General features: G+C 51.7%; 18 protein-coding genes. 12 read left to right on the top strand and 6 right to left on the bottom strand.

Annotated elements, in window-relative coordinates:
• Positions 1–25 precede the first annotated feature (25 nt).
• A complete protein-coding gene (locus BZG75_RS04210; RefSeq protein WP_077459909.1) occupies positions 26–913 on the bottom strand; it encodes a LysR family transcriptional regulator in 888 nt (295 codons plus the stop codon).
• Between the two features lie 119 nt (positions 914–1,032).
• On the opposite strand from BZG75_RS04210, the gene csrD reads away from it, so the two are divergent.
• The 10 genes from csrD to tldD all read left to right on the top strand — a co-directional run bounded on the left by csrD (position 1,033) and on the right by tldD (position 14,468).
• Positions 1,033–3,012, top strand: coding sequence for an RNase E specificity factor CsrD (gene csrD / locus BZG75_RS04205; protein ID WP_021022702.1), 1,980 nt, complete (start codon positions 1,033–1,035; stop codon positions 3,010–3,012).
• Positions 3,009–3,518, top strand: a complete 510-nt coding sequence (locus tag BZG75_RS04200) for a hypothetical protein (RefSeq protein ID WP_021022701.1) — start codon at positions 3,009–3,011, stop codon at positions 3,516–3,518. The genes csrD and BZG75_RS04200 overlap by 4 nt, the downstream gene beginning before the upstream one ends.
• A 158-nt stretch (positions 3,519–3,676) precedes the next feature.
• Positions 3,677–4,720, top strand: a complete 1,044-nt coding sequence (locus tag BZG75_RS04195) for a rod shape-determining protein (protein ID WP_077459908.1) — start codon at positions 3,677–3,679, stop codon at positions 4,718–4,720.
• 33 nt (positions 4,721–4,753) lie between these two features.
• Positions 4,754–5,686, top strand: coding sequence for a rod shape-determining protein MreC (gene mreC, locus BZG75_RS04190; RefSeq protein ID WP_077576252.1), 933 nt, complete (start codon positions 4,754–4,756; stop codon positions 5,684–5,686).
• Positions 5,686–6,174, top strand: coding sequence for a rod shape-determining protein MreD (gene mreD, locus BZG75_RS04185; protein ID WP_021022698.1), 489 nt, complete (start codon positions 5,686–5,688; stop codon positions 6,172–6,174). The genes mreC and mreD overlap by 1 nt, the downstream gene beginning before the upstream one ends.
• Before the next feature lie 9 nt (positions 6,175–6,183).
• Positions 6,184–6,750 carry a Maf family protein gene (locus BZG75_RS04180; protein ID WP_021022697.1) on the top strand — a complete coding sequence of 189 codons (567 nt, stop codon included), beginning with the start codon at positions 6,184–6,186 and terminating at the stop codon, positions 6,748–6,750.
• Between the two features lie 50 nt (positions 6,751–6,800).
• On the top strand, positions 6,801–8,270 hold the full coding sequence (gene rng / locus BZG75_RS04175) for a ribonuclease G (RefSeq protein WP_021022696.1): 1,470 nt from the start codon (positions 6,801–6,803) through the stop codon (positions 8,268–8,270).
• Between the two features lie 3 nt (positions 8,271–8,273).
• Positions 8,274–12,131: a YhdP family protein gene (locus BZG75_RS04170; RefSeq protein WP_077576251.1), complete on the top strand. Its 3,858-nt coding sequence runs from the start codon at positions 8,274–8,276 to the stop codon at positions 12,129–12,131.
• Between the two features lie 2 nt (positions 12,132–12,133).
• Positions 12,134–12,952: a carbon-nitrogen hydrolase family protein gene (locus tag BZG75_RS04165; protein WP_077576249.1), complete on the top strand. Its 819-nt coding sequence runs from the start codon at positions 12,134–12,136 to the stop codon at positions 12,950–12,952.
• A gap of 67 nt (positions 12,953–13,019) precedes the next feature.
• On the top strand, positions 13,020–14,468 hold the full coding sequence (gene tldD, locus BZG75_RS04160) for a metalloprotease TldD (protein WP_021022693.1): 1,449 nt from the start codon (positions 13,020–13,022) through the stop codon (positions 14,466–14,468).
• Positions 14,469–14,504: 36 nt separating this feature from the next.
• Here the strand turns inward: tldD and yjgA are convergent, their stop codons facing one another.
• Positions 14,505–15,032: a ribosome biogenesis factor YjgA gene (gene yjgA, locus BZG75_RS04155; RefSeq protein ID WP_077576248.1), complete on the bottom strand. Its 528-nt coding sequence runs from the start codon at positions 15,030–15,032 to the stop codon at positions 14,505–14,507.
• Positions 15,033–15,160: 128 nt separating this feature from the next.
• On the opposite strand from yjgA, the gene pmbA reads away from it, so the two are divergent.
• Positions 15,161–16,501 (top strand): metalloprotease PmbA, encoded by a 1,341-nt coding sequence (gene pmbA, locus BZG75_RS04150; protein WP_077576246.1) that lies wholly within the window; start codon positions 15,161–15,163, stop codon positions 16,499–16,501.
• A gap of 163 nt (positions 16,502–16,664) precedes the next feature.
• Here pmbA and BZG75_RS04145 read toward each other — a convergent pair whose 3' ends face one another.
• Genes BZG75_RS04145 through folB form a run of 3 tightly spaced genes read right to left on the bottom strand, consistent with a single transcriptional unit; the run spans position 16,665 to position 18,315 of the window.
• Positions 16,665–17,462: an undecaprenyl-diphosphate phosphatase gene (locus BZG75_RS04145; protein WP_077576245.1), complete on the bottom strand. Its 798-nt coding sequence runs from the start codon at positions 17,460–17,462 to the stop codon at positions 16,665–16,667.
• On the bottom strand, positions 17,459–17,965 hold the full coding sequence (folK, locus tag BZG75_RS04140) for a 2-amino-4-hydroxy-6-hydroxymethyldihydropteridine diphosphokinase (protein ID WP_021022689.1): 507 nt from the start codon (positions 17,963–17,965) through the stop codon (positions 17,459–17,461). Before folK ends, BZG75_RS04145 begins: the two co-directional genes overlap by 4 nt.
• Positions 17,962–18,315 (bottom strand): dihydroneopterin aldolase, encoded by a 354-nt coding sequence (gene folB, locus BZG75_RS04135; RefSeq protein WP_021022688.1) that lies wholly within the window; start codon positions 18,313–18,315, stop codon positions 17,962–17,964. Before folB ends, folK begins: the two co-directional genes overlap by 4 nt.
• Positions 18,316–18,485: 170 nt before the next feature.
• On the opposite strand from folB, the gene plsY reads away from it, so the two are divergent.
• A complete protein-coding gene (plsY, locus tag BZG75_RS04130) occupies positions 18,486–19,091 on the top strand; it encodes a glycerol-3-phosphate 1-O-acyltransferase PlsY (protein WP_077576244.1) in 606 nt (201 codons plus the stop codon).
• Positions 19,092–19,237: 146 nt separating this feature from the next.
• Here plsY and tsaD read toward each other — a convergent pair whose 3' ends face one another.
• On the bottom strand, positions 19,238–20,272 hold the full coding sequence (gene tsaD, locus BZG75_RS04125; protein ID WP_077576242.1) for a tRNA (adenosine(37)-N6)-threonylcarbamoyltransferase complex transferase subunit TsaD: 1,035 nt from the start codon (positions 20,270–20,272) through the stop codon (positions 19,238–19,240).
• Between the last annotated feature and the right edge of the window lie 216 nt (positions 20,273–20,488).

The following is a 20,488-nucleotide window of genomic DNA, read 5'->3' as shown; positions in this document are numbered from 1 at the left end:
GCCTCCCATAAAAGGGTGGCGCGTGCTAAATGTACAACTGTTTAACTTTTTGTTTAATAAAATCGATAAATAGCTTGGTCTTCGTGTGGTTGTATTCCAACTTGGGGTAATACGCATAAGCCGATGAGCGTGGCTGCTTGAGTGCAGGCAATACGGGAACCAATAAGCCCTGATCAATTTCTTTTTGCACGGTCCCAGCCCCTCCTAAAATAATGCCCATGCCAATGACCGCGGCGCTCACTAAGGCTTCAGGGTTAGGCGAGACAAAGTTTCCCGACAACTGCAAACGTGTGCCATCTTCGAAGACCCGCTCTTGAGGCTGATGGGAGTGACCATAGAGCAAAATATTATGTTGGCTTAGTTGGTCAGGGTGGGTAATCGGCGCGTGCCGAGCAAGATAGGTGGGTGAGGCAAAAAAGCCAGGCTGAAAATCAAACAGCTTTGCCGCAATATAGCTGGCAGAGTTGAAGTACTCGAGCTCGCGGCTGATCACCACATCAAGATTAAGATCAGGGAGCTGTCCTGGGGTCAAGGTGGTGAGCTCAACCTTGATTTTCGGATAAATCTCAAGAAACTCAGCAATAAAGTTGACCAGAAAACGGTTCCCTGTCACCAATGGCGCACCAATACGTAATATGCCGCTGACTTCCCCAAAGGTAGACGTGGTTTCACTGACTAATTGTTGCCAATCGTCGACCCAGGTTTTTGCTCGGTGATAAAAAAGATCACCGGCATCGGTCATCGACAAGCTTCGGGTGGTGCGTTTTAACAGTTGCACGCCAAGCTGGCGCTCAAGCCAACTCAGGCGTTTGGATAAGGCTGAGCTTGAGGTATGTAGTTGCGTGGCAGCTTGTGCTAACGAGCCCTGATCGACCACACAAATAAAGCTTTTGGTACAGGTAATCCAGTCCATGAGTCCTCTTGGGGAAGAAAAGGTAGCCACGGATGGTGGCTAGGCATTCACATTATGATCACTAAGCCTGATAATAGCGGCTACGAGCCCCAAAAGGCGACCTCAGTCAGCAGAGAATCATGGATAGAACAGCTAATGCGATTAAAGTCAGCGGAATGAAGCTGACCAACCGACTCGTTGCATTTGTCACCTTAATCGTGGTGTGCGCCATTTTCGTCTTATTTATTGGTGGCGCTATCAGTTTTCGCCAGCTGGGGATCGACTTTATCTCGCATTACGTCGATGGCATGGTCGAGGTGATTGATCAAGAGATGGCGAGCGAGCAACGAGACAATCAGTATTTTTCACGCTGGTTGCCCAAAATGCTCAAAGCCAGTGACGTGACCTCTTTGACCATCTATTCAGAAACCGGGATCTTGTATCAATACGAACAAATCCAATATCAAACGATCGCCACACAACAAGTTATCACGCGAGATATTCCGCTCGACAGTCATCCTGGTTATGCCGTGAAACTCACATTTGTCCCGCCTTATGCCGAGTTTGCGTATTCGATTGGCCCCCTCTTTTCGTTGTCGGCGGCGATTTTGGTGATTGTCCTTGGTTTAGCGTGGGGGATCGGATGGTTGCGGCGGCAACTGTATGGCAGTGAAGTATTGGAACAGCGTGGCCGATTAGTTTTGGCGGGCCGCCTGGATGAGGCACAGCAAGGCGACCCTCGAGAATGGCCTATTCCCGCGAGTGCTGCGTTGAGTCAGCTCATTGAGGAGCTTAAAGAGGCTCGGCAAGAGCGGAGTCGTTTTGACACCTTTATCCGCACTAATACCTTTCTCGATCAGCTGACGGGAGCCGCGAACCGCGTGATGTTTGATAACCGGCTGCATACACTGGCGACCGATGATGCGAGTCAAGGCAGTGTTATTTTAGTCCGTGTCGCCGACTGGGATGAGTTGGTCGCGCAACATGGTCAAGAGGCCGCGGATCACTTGATTCAAGCTATCGGTAACGTGCTCTCTAATGCGACTCAGCGTTTTCCCGATGCCGTGCTTGCGCGTTACTTTGCGTCTGATTTTGCCATCTTATTGGTCAACCAGGCAGGGGATGAAGTGCATCCTTTCTTGGCGCAAATCACCAACGCTTTAGATAAACTGACACCGTCAGAGGCGTTGGATAAAGATAACTGGTTTCATTTGGGCATGACTTCTTTTGGCGCGGGGGAGCGGCGTGGCCGATTAATGGATGAAGCTGAGCGAGCGCTAAAAGCGGCGGAGCTAACAGGACAAAATGGCTGGTCACAGTTTGATAAACAACTCAGCCGTTTGGATAAACGCGGCAGTGTACGTTGGCGAACCTTACTCGAGTCGGTAATGGCGGGTGAAGGCCCCATGCTCTACCGCCAACCCGTGTTTGCACGAGATGGCAAAACCCGTCTCCATTATGAACTTTTGGGTCGAATTAAAGACGAAAAAGGTAAAGTGTTAAAAGCATCGCGCTTTTGGCCCGGGGTCGAGTGGGTCGGCATGGATGTTACTTTCGACAAGGCTACCGTAGGACGTGCGTTATGGTGGCTAAAAACGCGTGATTATATTGATAACTATGCAGTGAATGTTAGTGCATACTCACTATGTCAGCGCGAATTTGTGATTTGGCTGCGTGATGCCTTGCTACAAACTCCACGCAGTACATTAAATCGACTGCTGGTGGAAGTCTCGGAGGGCGCTTTAGTCTCGCACTTTGATGCCGCGCGACCTTGCTTACGAATGATTGCCGCGTTAGGGTGCCGACTTGTCGTTGACCAAGCAGGTAGAACGATAGTGAGCACTCACTACGTAAAAGATATTCAACCGGCTTATATCAAGCTGCATCGTAGCCTGGTCCGCAATATTCACCAACGCCCTGAAAACCAGCTGTATTTGCGCAGTGTGTTGGGCGCTTGTGAAGCAACCAGCACGGAGGTGCTTGCCGTCGGTGTGGAAACGAATGAGGAGTGGTCCGTGGTGAAAGATCTTGGTGTGGCAGGTGGGCAAGGGCGTTTGCTGGGTGCCGAAATGTCACCGCATCCTGCCCAGAAAAAGCGGCGCCGTTGGGGGAAACGATGACGCTTAGGGAAAAAAAAGCACTTCAACAGGGACGTGGATGGTTAGAAGCCGTATTATTAGTCAGTATTTTGTCAGTTCTTGTCGTCATTGCGGTACCTAAGTTCTATGATTATGAAGCCGATGCGAATGTGTCAGCGCTGAAAGGGTTAAAAAGTGGTATTGATAGTGCCTCGACACGGACGTATTCCTTGGCGAAAGCTGAGAAAATCACCGATCAGCCTGCTCAATCACTGACCGTCGACGGTATCGACATAGGCGTAACATATGGCTATCCCCAAATCAGTGCGCTGCCTAAGTTAGTGAGCGCGCTGCAGGACACCACACGTTGGCAGATACGACGGTACCCTGAACAAAACCGCGTTGACTTTATTTGGTTGTTCCATGAGCAGCCAGCGCCCGCGTGTTATTTGATGTATCAGGAGGCAACGGCTTCACAACAAGCGTCCACGACGTTGGTGATCGGTGAATCATGCCAGTCACCCGCGGCAGAAAAACAAAGGGAATGATGCGTTTTTGATGGAAAAATCATCAAAATGACAGCGCATTGAAAAAAAACACAGATCTCATTCAGGTTTAAAGCACCGTATCTTGCTGCTTACCGTGCGCGTTGATACATTTAGCTCAATTTGTCTGATTTCACAGCTTGCAGGATTAACTGACCATCATGTTTAAGAAACTTCGCGGGATGTTTTCCAACGATCTATCGATTGATTTGGGAACCGCCAATACACTGATTTATGTAAAAGAACAGGGCATTGTTCTGGATGAGCCGTCTGTTGTCGCTATTCGTCAAGACCGCGCGGGTTCTGCTAAGAGTGTGGCTGCTGTGGGTCATGATGCGAAGCAAATGCTGGGTAGAACGCCAGGTAATATTGCCGCGATCCGCCCGATGAAAGACGGCGTCATTGCTGACTTTTATGTCACCGAAAAAATGTTACAGCACTTTATTAAGTCTGTGCATGATCATAGCTACATGCGTCCGAGCCCACGAGTGCTAGTGGCGGTGCCTTGTGGTTCTACCCAAGTTGAACGCCGTGCTATTCGCGAATCAGCCGTGGGCGCGGGTGCGCGTGAAGTTTATCTGATTGACGAACCGATGGCCGCGGCGATTGGCGCTGGCCTGCCGGTTTCCGAGGCGACCGGTTCGATGGTGATTGATATCGGTGGTGGTACCACCGAAGTGGCGGTCATCTCGCTTAATGGTGTGGTTTATTCCTCATCAGTGCGTATTGGTGGTGACCGTTTTGACGAGTCCATTATCAATTATGTTCGCCGTAACTATGGCAGCTTGATTGGTGAAGCGACGGCAGAGCGCATTAAGCACGAGATTGGTTCAGCCTATCCGGGCGATGAAGTGCGCGAAATTGAAGTTCGCGGTCGTAACCTTGCTGAAGGTGTGCCACGTAGCTTTACGCTTAACTCCAACGAAATCTTGGAAGCGCTACAAGAGCCGCTGAGCGGTATCGTTTCGGCAGTGATGGTGGCGTTAGAGCAGTGCCCACCAGAGCTTGCGTCCGATATCTCCGAGCGCGGCATGGTGATTACCGGCGGCGGCGCTCTTCTGCGCGATCTCGATCGTTTACTGACCGAAGAAACGGGGATTCCGGTGGTTGTGGCGGAAGATCCACTGACCTGTGTTGCACGTGGTGGGGGTAAAGCGCTTGAGATGATCGATATGCATGGCGGCGATCTTTTTAGCGAAGATTAACGTGACTGTGCCAACAAACAGGTTGTTTTCATTATGAAACCTATGTTTGGCAGAGGACCGTCTCTGCAATTACGCCTGTTTTTCGCGCTTCTACTATCAGTCAGCCTTATGCTGGCTGATAGTCGTCTTGATGCTTTTGCCGGGGTCCGCTATTTCCTCAACACCTTGGTTGCACCGCTTCAGTATGCATCGAATGTGCCTCGTGACACCCTTGATGAATTAGTGATGCAGTTTCGCGCTCATCAACGTGTAGTGGCTGAAAATCGCGCCTTACGCAAACAAGTGTTGCAGCTCGAAAGTGATCAGCTTCTATTGGCACAGACAGAGCGCGAAAATCAACGCTTACGTGAGCTACTCGGATCGTCGTTTATTCGTGATGAACGAAAAATGGTCGCTGAAGTGATGGCGGTCGATTCTGATCCCTATAAACACCAAGTGATGCTCGATAAAGGACGCACCAATGGTGTGTATGAAGGGCAGCCAGTGATCAATGAACACGGGGTCGTCGGACAGGTTGCTTATGTCGGTGCGCATAATAGCCGTGTCTTGTTACTCACTGATCCTACTCATGCGGTGCCAGTTCAAGTGATGCGCAATGATATTCGCGTGATAGCGTCTGGCCGTGGGACCACCGCCTATATCGGTTTGGATAATATTCCGAGTAGCACGGATATTAAAGTGGGCGATAAATTAGTGACATCCGGGCTTGGCGGCGTCTTTCCTGAAGGCTATCCAGTGGGCACGGTGACAGAATTCTCGTTTGATAATAAACGTCCCTTTGCGCAAGTCACCGCGACAACCGCAGTAAAATTCGATCGGTTACGTTATCTTCTTTTAGTCTGGCCAACCCCAGAAAAAGCCGATAATGCGCCCTCCGATCGGCCTATGAGTCAATCGTCATCTGAGCAAGAAAACCCGTCATCTGACTCTGCGCCGTCGTCAGGTAGCGAGGGAGAATCACCATAATGGCAAATGTGACATTTCGTGGCCAATTGGTTATTTGGCTCTCCTTCATGGTTGCGTTGATTTTGCAGGCCGCTCCTTGGCCCGGTGAACTGGCGCCTTTTCGTCCTTCTTGGGTCTTGCTCGTCGCATTTTACTGGGTTCTGGCGTTGCCACATCGAGTGAATGTCGGGACAGCGTTAGTAGTCGGGCTGTTATGGGATCTGATGTTGGGCTCCACCTTGGGCGTTCGGGGAATGACCATGGCCATTTTGATATATATTGTCGCGCTTAATTTTCAATTACTGCGCAATATGTCCTATTGGCACCAAGCGCTTTTACTGTCTTTACTGACCTTAGCTGGAAAATTGATCGAGTTCTGGGCGGAGTATTTAGTCTCTAACGTACAGTTTAATCCTGAACAGCTTTGGGCGGGTGTGCTTAACTTCATACTGTGGCCCTGGGTGTTCTTACTATTGCGCCGGTTACGCCGTCGGTTTGCCATTCGTTAGCGAGGGACTATGCATTGTGATTTATACCTGGCCTCGGGATCGCCTCGACGCCATGAACTGCTCACCGAAATGGGCGTCAACTTTTCCCGTGTCGTCATCGATGTAGAGGAAAAACAAAACGCGAGCGAATCGCCCTATGCCTATGTCTCACGCTTGTCGCAAGATAAAGCGCGAGCCGGCGTGATACAAACAGGTGGGCACATCCCGGTACTTGGCGCGGATACCATTGTGGTTGATGGTGACCAAGTACTGGAAAAGCCGATAGATCAAGCCGATGCAACCCGGATGCTTAAACAGCTGTCTGGGCGAGAGCATCAAGTGATGACGGCCGTGACAGTGGCAAATGCCATCAAGCAAGTCACCACCGTTGTCACCACCAAAGTCTGGTTTTGTTCACTGACGGATAAGATGATTGATGCTTATTGGCAGTCGGGGGAACCCGCGGATAAAGCCGGTGCATACGCGATTCAAGGATTGGGCGGTAAGTTTGTGACCCGTATCGATGGAAGCTATCACGCCGTCGTTGGTTTGCCACTGTATGAAACCGAGCAACTGCTCAAACAATTTTCGGTCTGAGCGCACCAACGAGTGGCGCTAGGCCCCACTTTTGAGACATCGGGGAAACCATGAGTGCGGAACTGTTAATAAACGTCACACCCAGTGAAACGAGGGTGGCGATGGTAGAGGGGGGCAACCTCCAAGAAATTCACATAGAACGTGAAGCGAAACGCGGAATTGTAGGCAATATCTACAAAGGTAAGGTCAGTCGTGTTTTGCCTGGAATGCAGGCAGCCTTTGTCGATATTGGCTTAGAGAAGGCCGCGTTTTTACACGCCTCTGATATTGTTCCTCATACCGAATGCGTATCAGAAAACGAGAAACAGCAATTTCAAGTTCGCGATATCTCCGAACTTGTCCGTCAAGGGCAAGATATTGTGGTGCAGGTGGTGAAAGATCCGCTAGGCACAAAAGGCGCGCGTTTAACCACTGACATTACCTTGCCCTCGCGCTATCTGGTTTTCATGCCTGGCGCTGCCCATGTGGGCGTATCGCAACGGATCGAGAGCGAATATGAGCGCAAACGCCTAAAAAGCATCGTCAGTGAGTATTGTGACGAGCTGGGTGGCTTTATTATTCGCACGGCCGCTGAGGGCGCAACAGATAATGAAATGGCGCAAGATGCCGCCTTTTTAAAGCGATTATGGAACAAGGTATTAGAGCGACGCGCCCGATATAAAACCAAGTCCATGCTGTATGGCGAGCTTGCGTTGGCGCAGCGCATTGTCCGTGACTTTGTTGGCACTGAGTTAGACTTGATTCGGGTCGATTCCAAACAGGCCTATGAAAAGCTACAAGAGTTTACCTCCGAATTTGTGCCTGAATTAGCCGATAAGTTGGCGTATTACGACGGACAAGCGCCCATCTTTGATATGTATGACACGGAAAACGAAATTCAACGATCGTTAGAGCGTAAAGTACAGCTAAAATCGGGCGGCTACCTGATCATCGACCAGACGGAAGCGATGACCACCATCGACATTAATACCGGCGCCTTTGTTGGACGCCGCAACCTCGATGAAACCATTTTTAATACCAACATTGAAGCCACTCGCGCTATTGCACGCCAGCTTCGGATGAGAAATCTGGGCGGGATCATCATTATCGACTTTATCGATATGAGCACGGATGAGCATCGCCGTCGGGTGCTGCACTCGCTTGAGCAGGCATTGAGCCAAGACAGAGTAAAAACCAACATTAATGGCTTTACTCAGTTAGGCTTGGTCGAAATGACCCGTAAGCGGACACGAGAAAGTATCGAACACGTGCTGTGTGGTGGATGTCCAACGTGTGATGGGCGTGGCTCGGTCAAAACCGTGGAAACCGTCTGTTATGAGGTGTTGCGAGAAATCACTCGGGTCAATCGTACCTATGATGCGGATAAGTTTGTTGTCTATGCCGCGCCGGCAGTCATTGAAGCCCTTGCCGGCGAAGACTCTCACCTTGTGGCTGAATTGGAAATATTTATTAGTAAGCAAGTCAAAGTGAAGTCAGAGCCTTTGTATACACAAGAACAGTTTGACGTAGTAATGATGTAAGTCATGGCTTGGGTGAGAAAAAGTGTCAGCTGGTTAATGACCAGCGTGATCAGCATGATAGTCATCACCGCCTTATTGATAGGCGGTTTGCGCTTTCTATTGCCCAATGTTGAGCTTTTGCAAGCGCCGTTGCGGCAATGGGTGTCTGAGCAGACGGGGTTCAGTGCGCAACTTGAGGGCATTGCCGGGCAGTGGCGTAATTTGACCCCTTCACTGACATTAAAAAATGTCTCTCTAGCGACGAGCGATAATGGTTCGGCGCTTTTGACGGCTCAGCATATTGATTTACAGCTTGATGTCTCCGCGACACTGATGCGTTGGCAACCGGTTTTTTCTCATGTAACACTCGATGGCCTGGTGCTGGATACCGGTCAGTTGCCAGAAAAAGACACGGGTACCAATGTGCGTGCCCGGCTTGAAGATCTCTTCCTTGCCCGTTTGGGCCAATTCTCGATACCGAACGCCAAAGTCATCCTGGTGACCCCATCGCTTGAAACAGAAGTATTAACTATCAAGGATCTCTTTTGGCGTAATCAAGCAGGACAACATCAGGTACAAGCGCGAATTGGGGTGAAAGGCACCCAGCTAGAAGCCGTACGTGTTAAAGCCGCTTTTACTGAAACCCAAGGCGTCGACACCCTGACTGGCGATTTTTATCTTGCCAGTGAAGCGATGGATCTCGCGCCGTGGCTCACGCAAACATTGACGCCCTCAGTGACCATTGATGCGGCGCGTTTAGATGCCCAAGCCTGGGTGCGCGTGGAACGCGGCCAACCCCGTGATGCGTTGTTATCGATTGATGATCTCGCGCTCAAATGGCATGACAGCACGGAAGAGGCAAAAACCTGGGCGGTGAAAGATAGCCAAGTCCAACTGACCGCAGAAGGCAAACGTGCGTGGCGCGTGGATACGGACGGAATATGGGTGAAGCAAAATGCCACCACAGCCCCTGCGATTTCTCGGCTGTCATGGCAAGGAACGAACGAGCGTTGGCGTCTCAATGCGGCCGACCTGGATATTGCCTTATTACAGCCTTTACTCGGCTTGGTCAGTCAGTCGGAACAACAGCACCGTATAGCGGCCGCGCTGGCACCGGCGGGCCAGGTTGAATCCCTCGCATTGAGCAAACAACCGACAACGCCGCTACGCTATCAAGCGACACTGACCGAGGTGTCGGCCGAACGCTGGGGGTATTTTCCGGCGTTTCATGGCTTAAATGCTACCCTATCTGGCGAGGGAGGACGTGGTCAGGCACAGCTTGAACTTGGCGCGCAGTCGCTGCCATATGGCGACTTTTTTCAAGCGCCTTTGCCACTTGAACAAGGTCAGCTCACCCTCAATTGGCAACCGACGAGCCAAGGCGTCTCGATTTGGAGCGAAAAGGCAGCGGTCACCGGTGCAGATGTTCACGGAACCGGCGCCTTTCGTCTTGATATTCCCAAGCAGGGGGCGCCATTTCTTGCGCTTTACGCCCATGCCGATGTGACCGATGCCGGACAAACGTGGCGTTATTTGCCAACGCGCGCCCTGCCTGAATCACTGACCGGATATTTATCACGTGCCATTCAAGGAGGCCAAGCCGAGGGTAGTGAAATCCTTTGGTTTGGTGCCCTGGATAGTTTTCCATACCGTGAGCATGATGGCATTTTTCAAGCCAAAGTGCCGCTGCGCAATGGGGCATTTAGCTTTGATACCGCCTGGCCGACGCTGACAGAGCTTGATGCGACACTCTTGTTCGACAACGCAGGCCTGACGATTGAGGGTGATCATGTTCGCTTAAACGATGCCGTCAGTCGTCAGGTTCAGGCAAACATTGTCGACATGACCGAGGCAGACAGTCGCCTTGAACTCAAGGCCTCGCTCTCGGCGACAGGAGACGCGGTGCACCGCTATATGCTGGCCACCCCATTAGTGGATACGGTCGGTGCCGCCTTAACTCATATCAACGTCGACGGATTAGTCAATGCGCAGTTAGGTTTATCGATCCCGCTTGATGGTGAGCAACCTCATGCAAGCGGCAAGGTGGACTTTGCGGGCAATCAAGTCAGGATTCAAACGCCTGCTATGGCCTTGGACAATGTCTCGGGGGCACTGTCGTTTGACGACGATGGCATCACGGCCCAATCGATGAGTGCTCAGTGGCTGGGGCAAGCTATCAACCTAGATCTTACGGGCGAAGCTGCCTCTGCCGGCTATCAGTTGGATGTAGGTATCGAGGCGGATTGGGATATAGTGCCATTGCTGAACCAGTTATCGCTGCCGCTCAAGCCTTACCTTTCTGGAGGCGCACGTTGGCAGGCTGGGCTCGATCTTACCCTTCATGATACGGGGTTTGACTACCAGCTCGGCATTGATGTCGATACGACACCACTGCAATCAACGCTGCCTGCGCCGCTTCACAAACCGCGCTGGCAAAAAGGGCAGGCGCATATAGAAGCAAGCGGTAACCGTGAAGGGTTAACGGGGCGCGTACAGTTGCCAAATGTGAATTATCAAGCACGAATTAATACCCAAGGTGCGACCCCAGAATTTGTGTCCAGTCAGTGGCAAGTTGGCGATAAACAACCCACACTCCTCGCCACTCGCGGTCATCGCTTTGATCTGGCACTTGCACGCTTGGATGTAGACGCGTGGCACGCAGTGTGGAAACACGTGCGGCAAGCATGGCCGGATCGGCAACATCAATACCCTGGCTTACCGATACCGCAACGTGTGAATGTCAAAGTCGATCAACTCTCGGCCGGGAAGCTCGCTTTTCATGACTTATCAGTGGCCGCGCGTCAAAAAGCGAAGGGATGGCATGTGCTGGTCGGCAGTCAAGAGCTCAGCGGACAAGCAAACTGGCCAATAGAAGGTCGTTTAGCGGTCGATATTGATCACTGGCATATCAATCGACAGCCGTCCGACCAGACCCAACCTACCGACGCACCACTCTTTCAGCCTGTGGATCCCCAAGCCACGGCTGCAGACAAAGCCTTACTGGCCGCCATTCCACCATCACGCCTTACGATTGATGATCTTTGGTTAGAAGGGTATCGACTGGGACGTGTCGAGGCCGTTGTCAATAAACACGATCAGCAGCTAACACTGTCGTCACTGACGGTAAAAAGCGGCAATAACCATGCAGCGGTCAATGGGCATTGGCGGATAGATAAACAAGGGCGCCATCAAACCGCATTGACGTTAGCACTGGGTGGCGAAAGTACCTCGGATCTCATGGGACGATTTGGCGTCAGTGGTGGGATCCAAGATGCAAGCTTTACCACCCAAGCCGCACTGAATTATGCCGGTTTACCTTGGCAAGCTGATATATCCAGCCTCAATGGCGAGGTAAATGCGGATATCCAAGACGGTTATATCAGTGGTGTTGGTGGCGCGGGCAAACTGTTAGGGTTATTTAGCTTAGATTCTATTTTGCGTAAAATTCAGCTCGATTTCTCGGGCGTGTTTGACGATGGGCTGGCGTTTGATGACATCACGGGGCGGGCCGTGATCACAAATGGCGTCTTGGTCACCGATAATATCCGCATGGATGGCATTGCCGGTGATATGGTTATCAAAGGTATTGCCAATTTAGTGGAAAACCAAGTCAATGCGGATGTGCGTTTTACGCCGGATATTACCTCAGGGATCCCGGTATTAAGTGCCTTTGCGGTTACGCCGCAAACCGCGCTGTATGTACTCGCGGTGACGACAGCAATTTCTCCGGTGATGGATGTGTTTACCCAAGTACGCTACCAAGTGACAGGTTCGATTGGCACACCAGATATTCGGGAAGTGTCGCGTAACCAAGAAGCGTTAGCCCTTCCCCCCGAAGCGACTGAACGATTGCGCGAGCAGGCAGAAAAAGCCAAGGAGTGAGCATGATGAAAGCCGGTGTTATCCAAATGACATCCAGTGCCGATCCCGCCCATAACATGAAGACACTGCAAGCCAGTTTGCACCGACTTAGTGATCAAGGCGTGAAACTGGTGCTGACCCCAGAAAATGCGTTAGTGTTTGGCGGGAAACATGATTATCAACGTCATGCTGAACGATTGGGCCATGGCCCGTTACAGCAACAGCTTGCCAAGTTGGCGCACCAGTACGACCTTTGGTTAGTGGTGGGCGCTTTTCCCATCCAAAATGACAACGGGCTGCTGAGCAGTACCAGTTTAGTGTTCGATAATGCCGGGCATCTTCGGGGCAGCTACGATAAATTACATTTGTTTGATGTCGAGGTGGCTGATGCGCATGGCCGGTATCGAGAATCAGATTACTTTGCTGCGGGCGACCAACTGTCGACGGTGAATACGCCCTTCGGTTGCCTAGGGTTGAGCATTTGTTACGATCTACGGTTCGCGCCTTTGTACCAAGCGCTACGCGCGCAAGGGGCCGATGTCATCACCGTGCCGGCAGCTTTTACCCGCGTGACCGGTCAAGCGCATTGGGAGCCCCTGCTACGCGCTCGGGCAATTGAAACCCAGTGTTGGATTATTGCCGCAGGCCAGTGTGGCGAGCACAGTAAAGGGCGGCAAACCTGGGGGCACTCGATGATTATTGATCCCTGGGGGCAAGTGGTCACATCCCTGGGGCGTGAACCCGGGGTGACGTGGGCAGAGCTTGATTTTAGTGTCAGTGAATCCATTCGGGGCAAGATGCCCGTACTGTCTCATACCCGGTTGCAAAGCCAACTGAAATAGCGCACCCTCGGCGCGTTATCTTTTTCTTTCGGCTGCCAGCTCGGCGGCCACAACCAAGAGTAAGCGAATGAGTCTGGAACAGGTCGAAGAAACCTTACTGCGCCCGGCGGGCGTGAGTGAGTCGCAGCTTCATGCGACGCTGGCGCACTTAAGCGGTCGCCAGATTGACTATGGCGATATTTTCTTCCAATCCACTTGGCATGAATCGTTAGCGCTGGAAGACAGCATTATTAAAGACGGCTCCTTTAATATCGACCGTGGCGTTGGTGTCAGAGCAATTAGCGGAGAAAAAACCGGCTTCGCGTATTCTGATCAACTTACCATTGATGCGCTGATGCAAAGTGCGACTGCGGCGCGGGGCATTGCACCTGTGGGTGGACACGGTAAGGTCAGCGCCTTTCGTGCCGTCCAAGCGACCCCTTACTATGGGCCCATCGATCCGCTGGGAAGCCTGACGCGTGAGCAGAAAATTGATTTATTAAAAGAAATCGATAGCTATATTCGTGCTAAAGAGCCACGCGTCAAAGAAGTGAATGCCAGTTTAAACGGCTTGTATGAGCAAGTGCTGATTGCAGCGACGGACGGTACCTATGGCGCCGACATTCGTCCTTTGGTGCGCTTATCGGTCTCAGTGTTAGTTGAGCAAGATGGTCGTCGTGAGCGCGGCAGTGCCGGTGGCGGTGGCCGTTATGGTTACGAGGTCTTTTTGCACGAGCAGGCAGGTAAGTCGCGCGCGTTGCAATTTGCTGATGAAGCTATCCGTCTCGCGCTGGTCAACCTTCGTGCAGACGCGGCACCAGCAGGGACGATGCCCGTGGTGTTGGGCGCAGGTTGGCCGGGCGTGTTGCTGCATGAAGCGGTCGGTCACGGGTTAGAAGGGGACTTTAACCGCAAAGAGTCATCGGTATTTACCGGTAGCCTTGGTGAGCAAGTAACCTCTCCTCTGTGTACCATCGTTGATGACGGCACCATGAATGATCGTCGCGGCTCGTTGAGCATCGATGATGAAGGGGTGCCAGGCCAGTACAATGTATTGGTCGAAAATGGCGTACTCAAAGGCTATATGCAAGATAAGCATAATGCCAAACTCATGGGTGTGGCGCCCACCGGGAATGGTCGTCGCGAGTCTTATGCACACTTGCCGATGCCACGCATGACCAATACCTATATGTTAGGTGGAGACAGTACCCCTGAATCGATCATTGCCAGTGTTGAGCGAGGCTTATATGCGCCGAACTTTGGCGGCGGGCAGGTCGATATCACCTCGGGGAAATTTGTATTCTCCACGTCAGAAGCTTATCTGATTGAAAAGGGTGAAATCACTACTCCGGTGAAAGGCGCGACCTTAATTGGCAGTGGTGTTGAAGCCATGCAGCAGGTATCGATGGTGGGCAATGATCTGGCGATTGATCCTGGCGTTGGGGTTTGCGGGAAAGCCGGGCAAAGCGTGCCTGTTGGTGTTGGGCAACCGACATTGAAATTAGATGCGATGACCGTCGGTGGCACCGAATCTTAACCAATCTACGCCAGTGCGAGGCACTGGCGTATTGTTTTATAGGCTTTGGTCGTAAAAGCCTTTGAGATATTGGAAGATCTCGCGATAGGCCTTGGGCGGCTTATTTTGCTGTTGCTCTTTTTGAGCCTGACGTGCCAACTGGCGTAAACGCTGACGGTCAGCATCAGGATACTGTAAGAGCGCATCACTAATCGCACTATCGCCCTGATCGATAATACGATCGCGTAGCTGCTCAATTTTTTGTAGCGCCATGCTATGTTGAGCATGTTTGTTCTGCAACTTATCGAGCGCCGCTTGTATCGGTTCAGGATCGCGCGATCGCATCAATTTGCCCACGTACTGGAGCTGGCGTCGACGGGCTTCGTTTTTTAAACGTTGTGCGTCGAGAATCGCAGAGAGCAAGTTGTTATCAAGCGGGAATTTTTCTAATACCGCGGGTTTGAGTTTAACCAGCGCTTCGCCGAGCGATTGTAAAGCAAGCATATCGCGCTTCATCTCGGACTTGCTAACCCAGATGATTTCTTCCTCTTCCTCCCAGGGAGCGGGTTTATTTTTACGGCCCATGTTCAACCTCAGTGAGAATGTGCAATGACACGTATGTTAACAAGAAACGCGCCCAAACGCGGGCTTTTTTATCATAGCCTCGCTGAGCTCACGATGTCGAACTCGAATGCGAATCAAAAAGGTCAACTATGAGTGTGAAACAACAGGTCGCTGAACAAGAGCAGCAGCTTCGCCAAGCGGTAAGTCGTGCGCTAGATATGGCGTCGGCGCGAAGTGATCAAGCCGAAGTCGCTATCACCAAAAGTACCGGCATCAGTGTAAGCTCGCGAATGGGCGAAGTCGAAAACGTTGAATTTAATCAAGATGGTGCGCTCGGCATCACCGTGTATCGCGATCAGCGTAAAGGCAGCGCCTCCACCACCGATTTATCTGAAAAAGCGATAGCTAAAACGGTCGAAGCCGCGTTAGAAATCGCGAGCTATACCTCGCCCGATCCCTTTGGTGGTCCGGCGCCGAAAGACTTGATGGCGTTCGACTACCCGGATTTGGACTTGTTTTATCCGGATGAGCCCGAACCGGATACCGCCGCGGCATTGGCGATTGAAGCTGAGCAAGCAGCCCTGAATCATGACAGCCGGATCAAGTTCAGTGATGGTGCCAGCTATGACAGTCACTATGGGATCCGAGTATATGGCAATAGCCACGGTATGCTCGGGAGCTATCCGTCAAGTCAACAGGCGCTAAGCTGCTCGGTGATTGCGCAAAGCGAGGGCGGCATGGAGCGTGACATGAGCTACACAGTGGCGCGTGACAAAGCCGATTTATGGACCCCTGCATTTGTCGGGGTTGAAGCGGCCAAACATGCGGTTGCCCGTTTGAACCCGCGCAGTGTTTCGACATGCCAAGTGCCCGTGATGTTCGATCGTAGTGTCGCAACGGGGTTGTTTGGTCATTTGGTCATGGCGATTAGCGGATCGGCACTGTACCGCAAATCCTCGTTCTTATTAGACAAAAAGGACGAGCAGATATTTCCGCATTGGCTCACTATTAATGAATTGCCCCATGTGCGTAAAGGGGCCGCCAGTGCGCCGTTTGATAGCGAAGGGGTGATCACACAAGACAGACGCATTATTGAGCAAGGGATCTTGAAAACCTACCTAGCGACCAGTTATGCCGCCCGTAAGCTAGATATGGCACCCACAGGTCATGCCGGCGGGATTCATAACTGGTACGTGAGCCACACGGGCCAAGATACGGATACCATGCTTAAAACATTAGGAACCGGATTGCTGGTTACCGAACTGATGGGGCAAGGTGTTAACCCAGTCACCGGCGATTACTCACGCGGTGCCGCTGGTTTTTGGGTGGAAAAGGGCGAAATACAGTACCCAGTCAGTGGGATCACCATTGCTGGTAACTTGAATGACATGTTTGCCAATATCGTCGCCATCGGCACTGACATTGAAACCCGTAGTCAGATTCAAACCGGGTCGATCATTATTGATTCAATGAAGGTGGCTGGCGAGTAAGGTGTTTTAGCCACTCGACCACGACCCTCTGCAATCAGGACGTAGCGCTGCAATTAGGACGAGGTAAAAAAGCCGAGGCAAAAAAATAAACCAAGCACGAGCGCTCTCGTGCTTGGTTTTTTTTACTCAGCAGTGCCGCCTATTTTACTCAGCGGTGCCTGTTTTATCCGGCGATAAAAGCGATTAAGACCGCGCCGAGTACCAGACGATAGATAACAAAAGGAAGCATTCCCACGCGCGTGACCAATTTCAAAAACGCGTGGATACAGGCATATGCACTGACAAACGAAACCAACACGCCCACACCGATTGGCGCTAACGCAACCGGCTCAGGACTCGTTGCCAGTTGCAAACCAAGGTAGGAACCCGCCAGAGTGATGATCGGAATCGACATCAAAAACGAGAATCGTGCCGCGGCTTCGCGTGTGTAGCCCAGCATTAAGGCGGCGGTGATGGTCGCGCCAGAGCGAGAGGTCCCTGGGATTAATGCCAGCGCTTGTGCGATACCAATCAACCATGCCCGCGACTGGGTGGTTTGGTATTCGTCATTGGCAAGCCGCGCGTGACGATCGGCCCACCACAATAGGGCGCCAAATATCAAGGTAGTGGCTGCGATCACCCATACCGAGCGTAAGTACAACTCTATCAAGTCTTTTAGGAACAGCCCGGCAAGACAAGCTGGGATAGTCGCTAAGACGATCATCCAAGCTAATTGACTATCGCGGCTGTGTTTTCCTGCTAAGGATGCGAAAAACGCGCCGAGCAAATTCCGGACTTCACGGCGAAAATAGCCGATGACTGCCGCCAACGTGCCCACATGCACGGCCACATCAAACGCTAACCCTTGATCGGCCCAACCAAATAACTGGGAAGGGAGGATCAGGTGCGCGGAGCTGGAAATGGGAAGAAACTCAGTCAGTCCCTGAATCAAGGCTAAAAAGAAGGCTTCGAATAGGCTCATGATGATGATTGATCCTTCAAATAGGCCGGCGTATCAATAGGCCATAGTGGTTGGTGCTGGTCAAATGCCTGCCAAAGTTGAGCGAAGGTACGACCATCTCCCGGCACCGCTTGTGTTGGACACAGTTCGGCGAGCGGCCAAAGGGTAAAAGCAAATTTATAGATATCGTTGCGGGGTAAGGTAGGGCCACTGGGTTGACAGTGATCACCAAAGATGAGTAAGTCGATATCCAAGGTACGATCGCGATACTTAATGTCATCACGCTGACGGCCATGCTGCCGTTCGATATCGCGGATGGCCTGCCAAAAGGTCTCTAATGGCTGGGCGGTATGAAGTTCGGCAATGAGATTATAAAAGTTAGGGCCTTCAAACCCGACCGGCTCGGCTTCAAAAATGCGAGAAAACCGACACTGTGGATCGAGCTGACGCAGAGCGTGAACGGCCGCTTCAATATGAAAATCGCGCTCAATGTTCGAGCCGATACTGACTAATGCTTGTGTCACCGTGTGCCTCGCTCTATAACAACGCCTACAGACTGTGCGGGCGCCACAGCGCCGGGTTTGGCGACGCGGATTTTCACCCAAGGCACGCCAAATTGAGATTGGATCAGGCTCGCAACCTCTTCGGCGACGCGCTCGATGAGCGCGCAGCGGCTGGCTTGAACGTGGGCAATAACGGCGTCACTGACGCTAGCATAATCAAGCGCAAGGGTGACGTCATCCTGTTGGGCCGCAGGGCGATTGTCGTGCGCCATTTCAATATCGAACACCAACTTTTGCTGGATGGTTTGTTCCCAATCGTAAACACCGATAGTGGTGTACACGTCGAGTTGTTCTATGAATACGGAATCCATGTTTTTTCACACTCCGTGACAGGTCGGATACCACTGTGGTAAGAAAGTTCGTATCATTGGATGTGTCCATTGACAGATGGATACGTGATACGTTCCGATCCATGATAGGTTTATCGATGAACGTGGGCGCACTATAGCAACGAATGCGGCACAAACTCTAGGGATTTCACATGACTGCACTGGCCATTGCCATCATCATCGCTGCCTACTTACTCGGCTCTGTTTCTAGTGCCGTCTTGGTTTGTCGTGCCTTTGGCTTACCCGATCCCAGAGATCAGGGGTCTAAAAATCCAGGCGCGACCAATGTCTATCGGCTCGGTGGACGGTTTGCGGCGGTACTGGTGCTGTTATGCGACATGCTCAAAGGCACGATCCCGGTGTGGCTTAGTTACTTAATCGGGATCAATCCTTTTTTACTGGGGCTAATCGCGATTGCTGCATGCCTTGGTCATATTTATCCGGTGTTTTTTCATTTTCGAGGCGGGAAAGGGGTGGCTACCGCGCTCGGCGCAATGGCACCGATCGGGTTAAGTCTCACTGGATTGCTGGTCGCCACCTGGGGGCTAGTCTTGGTCTTAACCGGCTATTCGTCATTAAGCGCGATCGTCACTGCGATTGTCGCCCCGCTGTTTACCTGGTGGATTAAGCCGCAATTTACCATGCCGGTGGCCATGCTTTCTTGCCTGATTTTATTTCGCCATTACGACAATATCCGACGGTTATTGGATGGAGAAGAAAAGCCTGTTTTACTTCGTTGGTGGCGGCGAGAGCGATAGAGCGTGAGACACTGAGCGAGGTACCACCGTGCCTAAATCAAAAAAGACAGCCGATGGCTGCCTTTTGGGGATGATTGCACTATTTTCGCGATGGTGCGACGTATTAGGGTGCGACGTATTGATACGCCACGGGTTATCGCGTCATGTCATGAGTCTGTCTGTTCACTATCAACAGCCGCGAGTGTGTCTAGTGGCCAACGAGGCTGAGCTTTAACTCCGAGCCCCATATGCTCACCGTTTTTAAGTCGCTGCATGCCCGCGTAGGCGATCATCGCGCCATTATCGGTGCAAAATTCAGGGCGAGGATAGAATACATCGCCGCCACGTTTTTTGGTCAGCACATCGAGTTTTTCACGTAGATAACGATTAGCACTGACTCCACCGGCAACCACCAAACGATTCAAGCCACATTGGTCTAAGGCGCGTTTACACTTAATTGCCAGCGTATCGACGACTGCATCTTGGAATGCATAGGCAATGTCTGCCCGTGTTTGATCATCGGTGTCGTTGGCCGCAATGGTGTTGGCCGCAAAGGTCTTGAGGCCGGAAAAGCTGAAATCTAACCCTGGGCGGTCAGTCATCGGACGCGGAAAGGTAAAGCGGCCATGGGTGCCTTTTTCGGCGAGTTTCGACAGCAAGGGCCCTCCCGGATAGTCAAGGCCCATTAGCTTGGCGGTTTTATCAAACGCCTCACCGGCAGCATCATCAATCGATTCACCTAAAATACGGTATTGGCCAATGCCTTTCACCTCTACCAATAAGGTGTGGCCGCCTGACACCAGCAAGGCGACAAAAGGAAAAGCGGGCGGATTGTCTTCAAGCATGGGCGCGAGTAGATGACCTTCCATATGGTGGACACCCACCGCGGGCACTTGCCATGCATACGCAAGACTACGGCCAATGGTGGATCCTACCAGTAACGCACCCACTAAACCTGGGCCGGCAGTATAGGCGATGCCATCGAGTTGGTCGGGCGTAAGGTTCGCTTGCGCCATGGCCGCTTTAATTAAGGGCAAGGTCTTTTTGACATGATCGCGTGAGGCCAGCTCGGGAACAACGCCGCCATAATCGGCATGCAGTTTTACCTGACTGTAAAGTTGGTGTGACAAAAGCCCTGCCTGATCGTCGTAGATCGCAACGCCGGTTTCGTCACAAGATGTCTCTATGCCTAAAATGCGCATCATAACCTCAGGTTAACAGCCGATAGATTGTGTATTTAAGATCATTGCCCACATGATATAATGTGATGACCGAAGCGGAGAAGAGAGGGTCAGAATAGACTGACCGTGCGCGCAATCTTACATGGCTTAGAAGTAATTCGCTAGATGCGCTTTACATTCACCCCTTCTTCGGATTAGAATTTCGCACCATTTTTAATCAAGGCTGGCCAATTGTTC

Origin of the sequence: Salinivibrio sp. AR640, from assembly GCF_001995405.1 — a bacterium.
In the GTDB taxonomy this organism is placed as follows: domain Bacteria; phylum Pseudomonadota; class Gammaproteobacteria; order Enterobacterales; family Vibrionaceae; genus Salinivibrio; species Salinivibrio costicola.
Note: the sequence above shows the minus strand (reverse complement) of the source record. Positions and strands in the feature narration are given on the sequence as shown.

Coding starts and splice junctions, on each gene's coding strand:
- BZG75_RS04180 (WP_021022697.1), top strand. CDS start 6,184: ATGCATTGTGATTTATACCTGGCCTCGGGATCGCCTCGACGCCATGAA.
- tldD (WP_021022693.1), top strand. CDS start 13,020: ATGAGTCTGGAACAGGTCGAAGAAACCTTACTGCGCCCGGCGGGCGTG.
- mreC (WP_077576252.1), top strand. CDS start 4,754: ATGAAACCTATGTTTGGCAGAGGACCGTCTCTGCAATTACGCCTGTTT.
- folB (WP_021022688.1), bottom strand. CDS start 18,315: ATGGATTCCGTATTCATAGAACAACTCGACGTGTACACCACTATCGGT.
- BZG75_RS04145 (WP_077576245.1), bottom strand. CDS start 17,462: ATGAGCCTATTCGAAGCCTTCTTTTTAGCCTTGATTCAGGGACTGACT.
- plsY (WP_077576244.1), top strand. CDS start 18,486: ATGACTGCACTGGCCATTGCCATCATCATCGCTGCCTACTTACTCGGC.
- BZG75_RS04200 (WP_021022701.1), top strand. CDS start 3,009: ATGACGCTTAGGGAAAAAAAAGCACTTCAACAGGGACGTGGATGGTTA.
- csrD (WP_021022702.1), top strand. CDS start 1,033: ATGGATAGAACAGCTAATGCGATTAAAGTCAGCGGAATGAAGCTGACC.
- tsaD (WP_077576242.1), bottom strand. CDS start 20,272: ATGCGCATTTTAGGCATAGAGACATCTTGTGACGAAACCGGCGTTGCG.
- rng (WP_021022696.1), top strand. CDS start 6,801: ATGAGTGCGGAACTGTTAATAAACGTCACACCCAGTGAAACGAGGGTG.
- BZG75_RS04210 (WP_077459909.1), bottom strand. CDS start 913: ATGGACTGGATTACCTGTACCAAAAGCTTTATTTGTGTGGTCGATCAG.
- yjgA (WP_077576248.1), bottom strand. CDS start 15,032: ATGGGCCGTAAAAATAAACCCGCTCCCTGGGAGGAAGAGGAAGAAATC.
- BZG75_RS04195 (WP_077459908.1), top strand. CDS start 3,677: ATGTTTAAGAAACTTCGCGGGATGTTTTCCAACGATCTATCGATTGAT.
- pmbA (WP_077576246.1), top strand. CDS start 15,161: ATGAGTGTGAAACAACAGGTCGCTGAACAAGAGCAGCAGCTTCGCCAA.
- mreD (WP_021022698.1), top strand. CDS start 5,686: ATGGCAAATGTGACATTTCGTGGCCAATTGGTTATTTGGCTCTCCTTC.
- BZG75_RS04165 (WP_077576249.1), top strand. CDS start 12,134: ATGATGAAAGCCGGTGTTATCCAAATGACATCCAGTGCCGATCCCGCC.
- BZG75_RS04170 (WP_077576251.1), top strand. CDS start 8,274: ATGGCTTGGGTGAGAAAAAGTGTCAGCTGGTTAATGACCAGCGTGATC.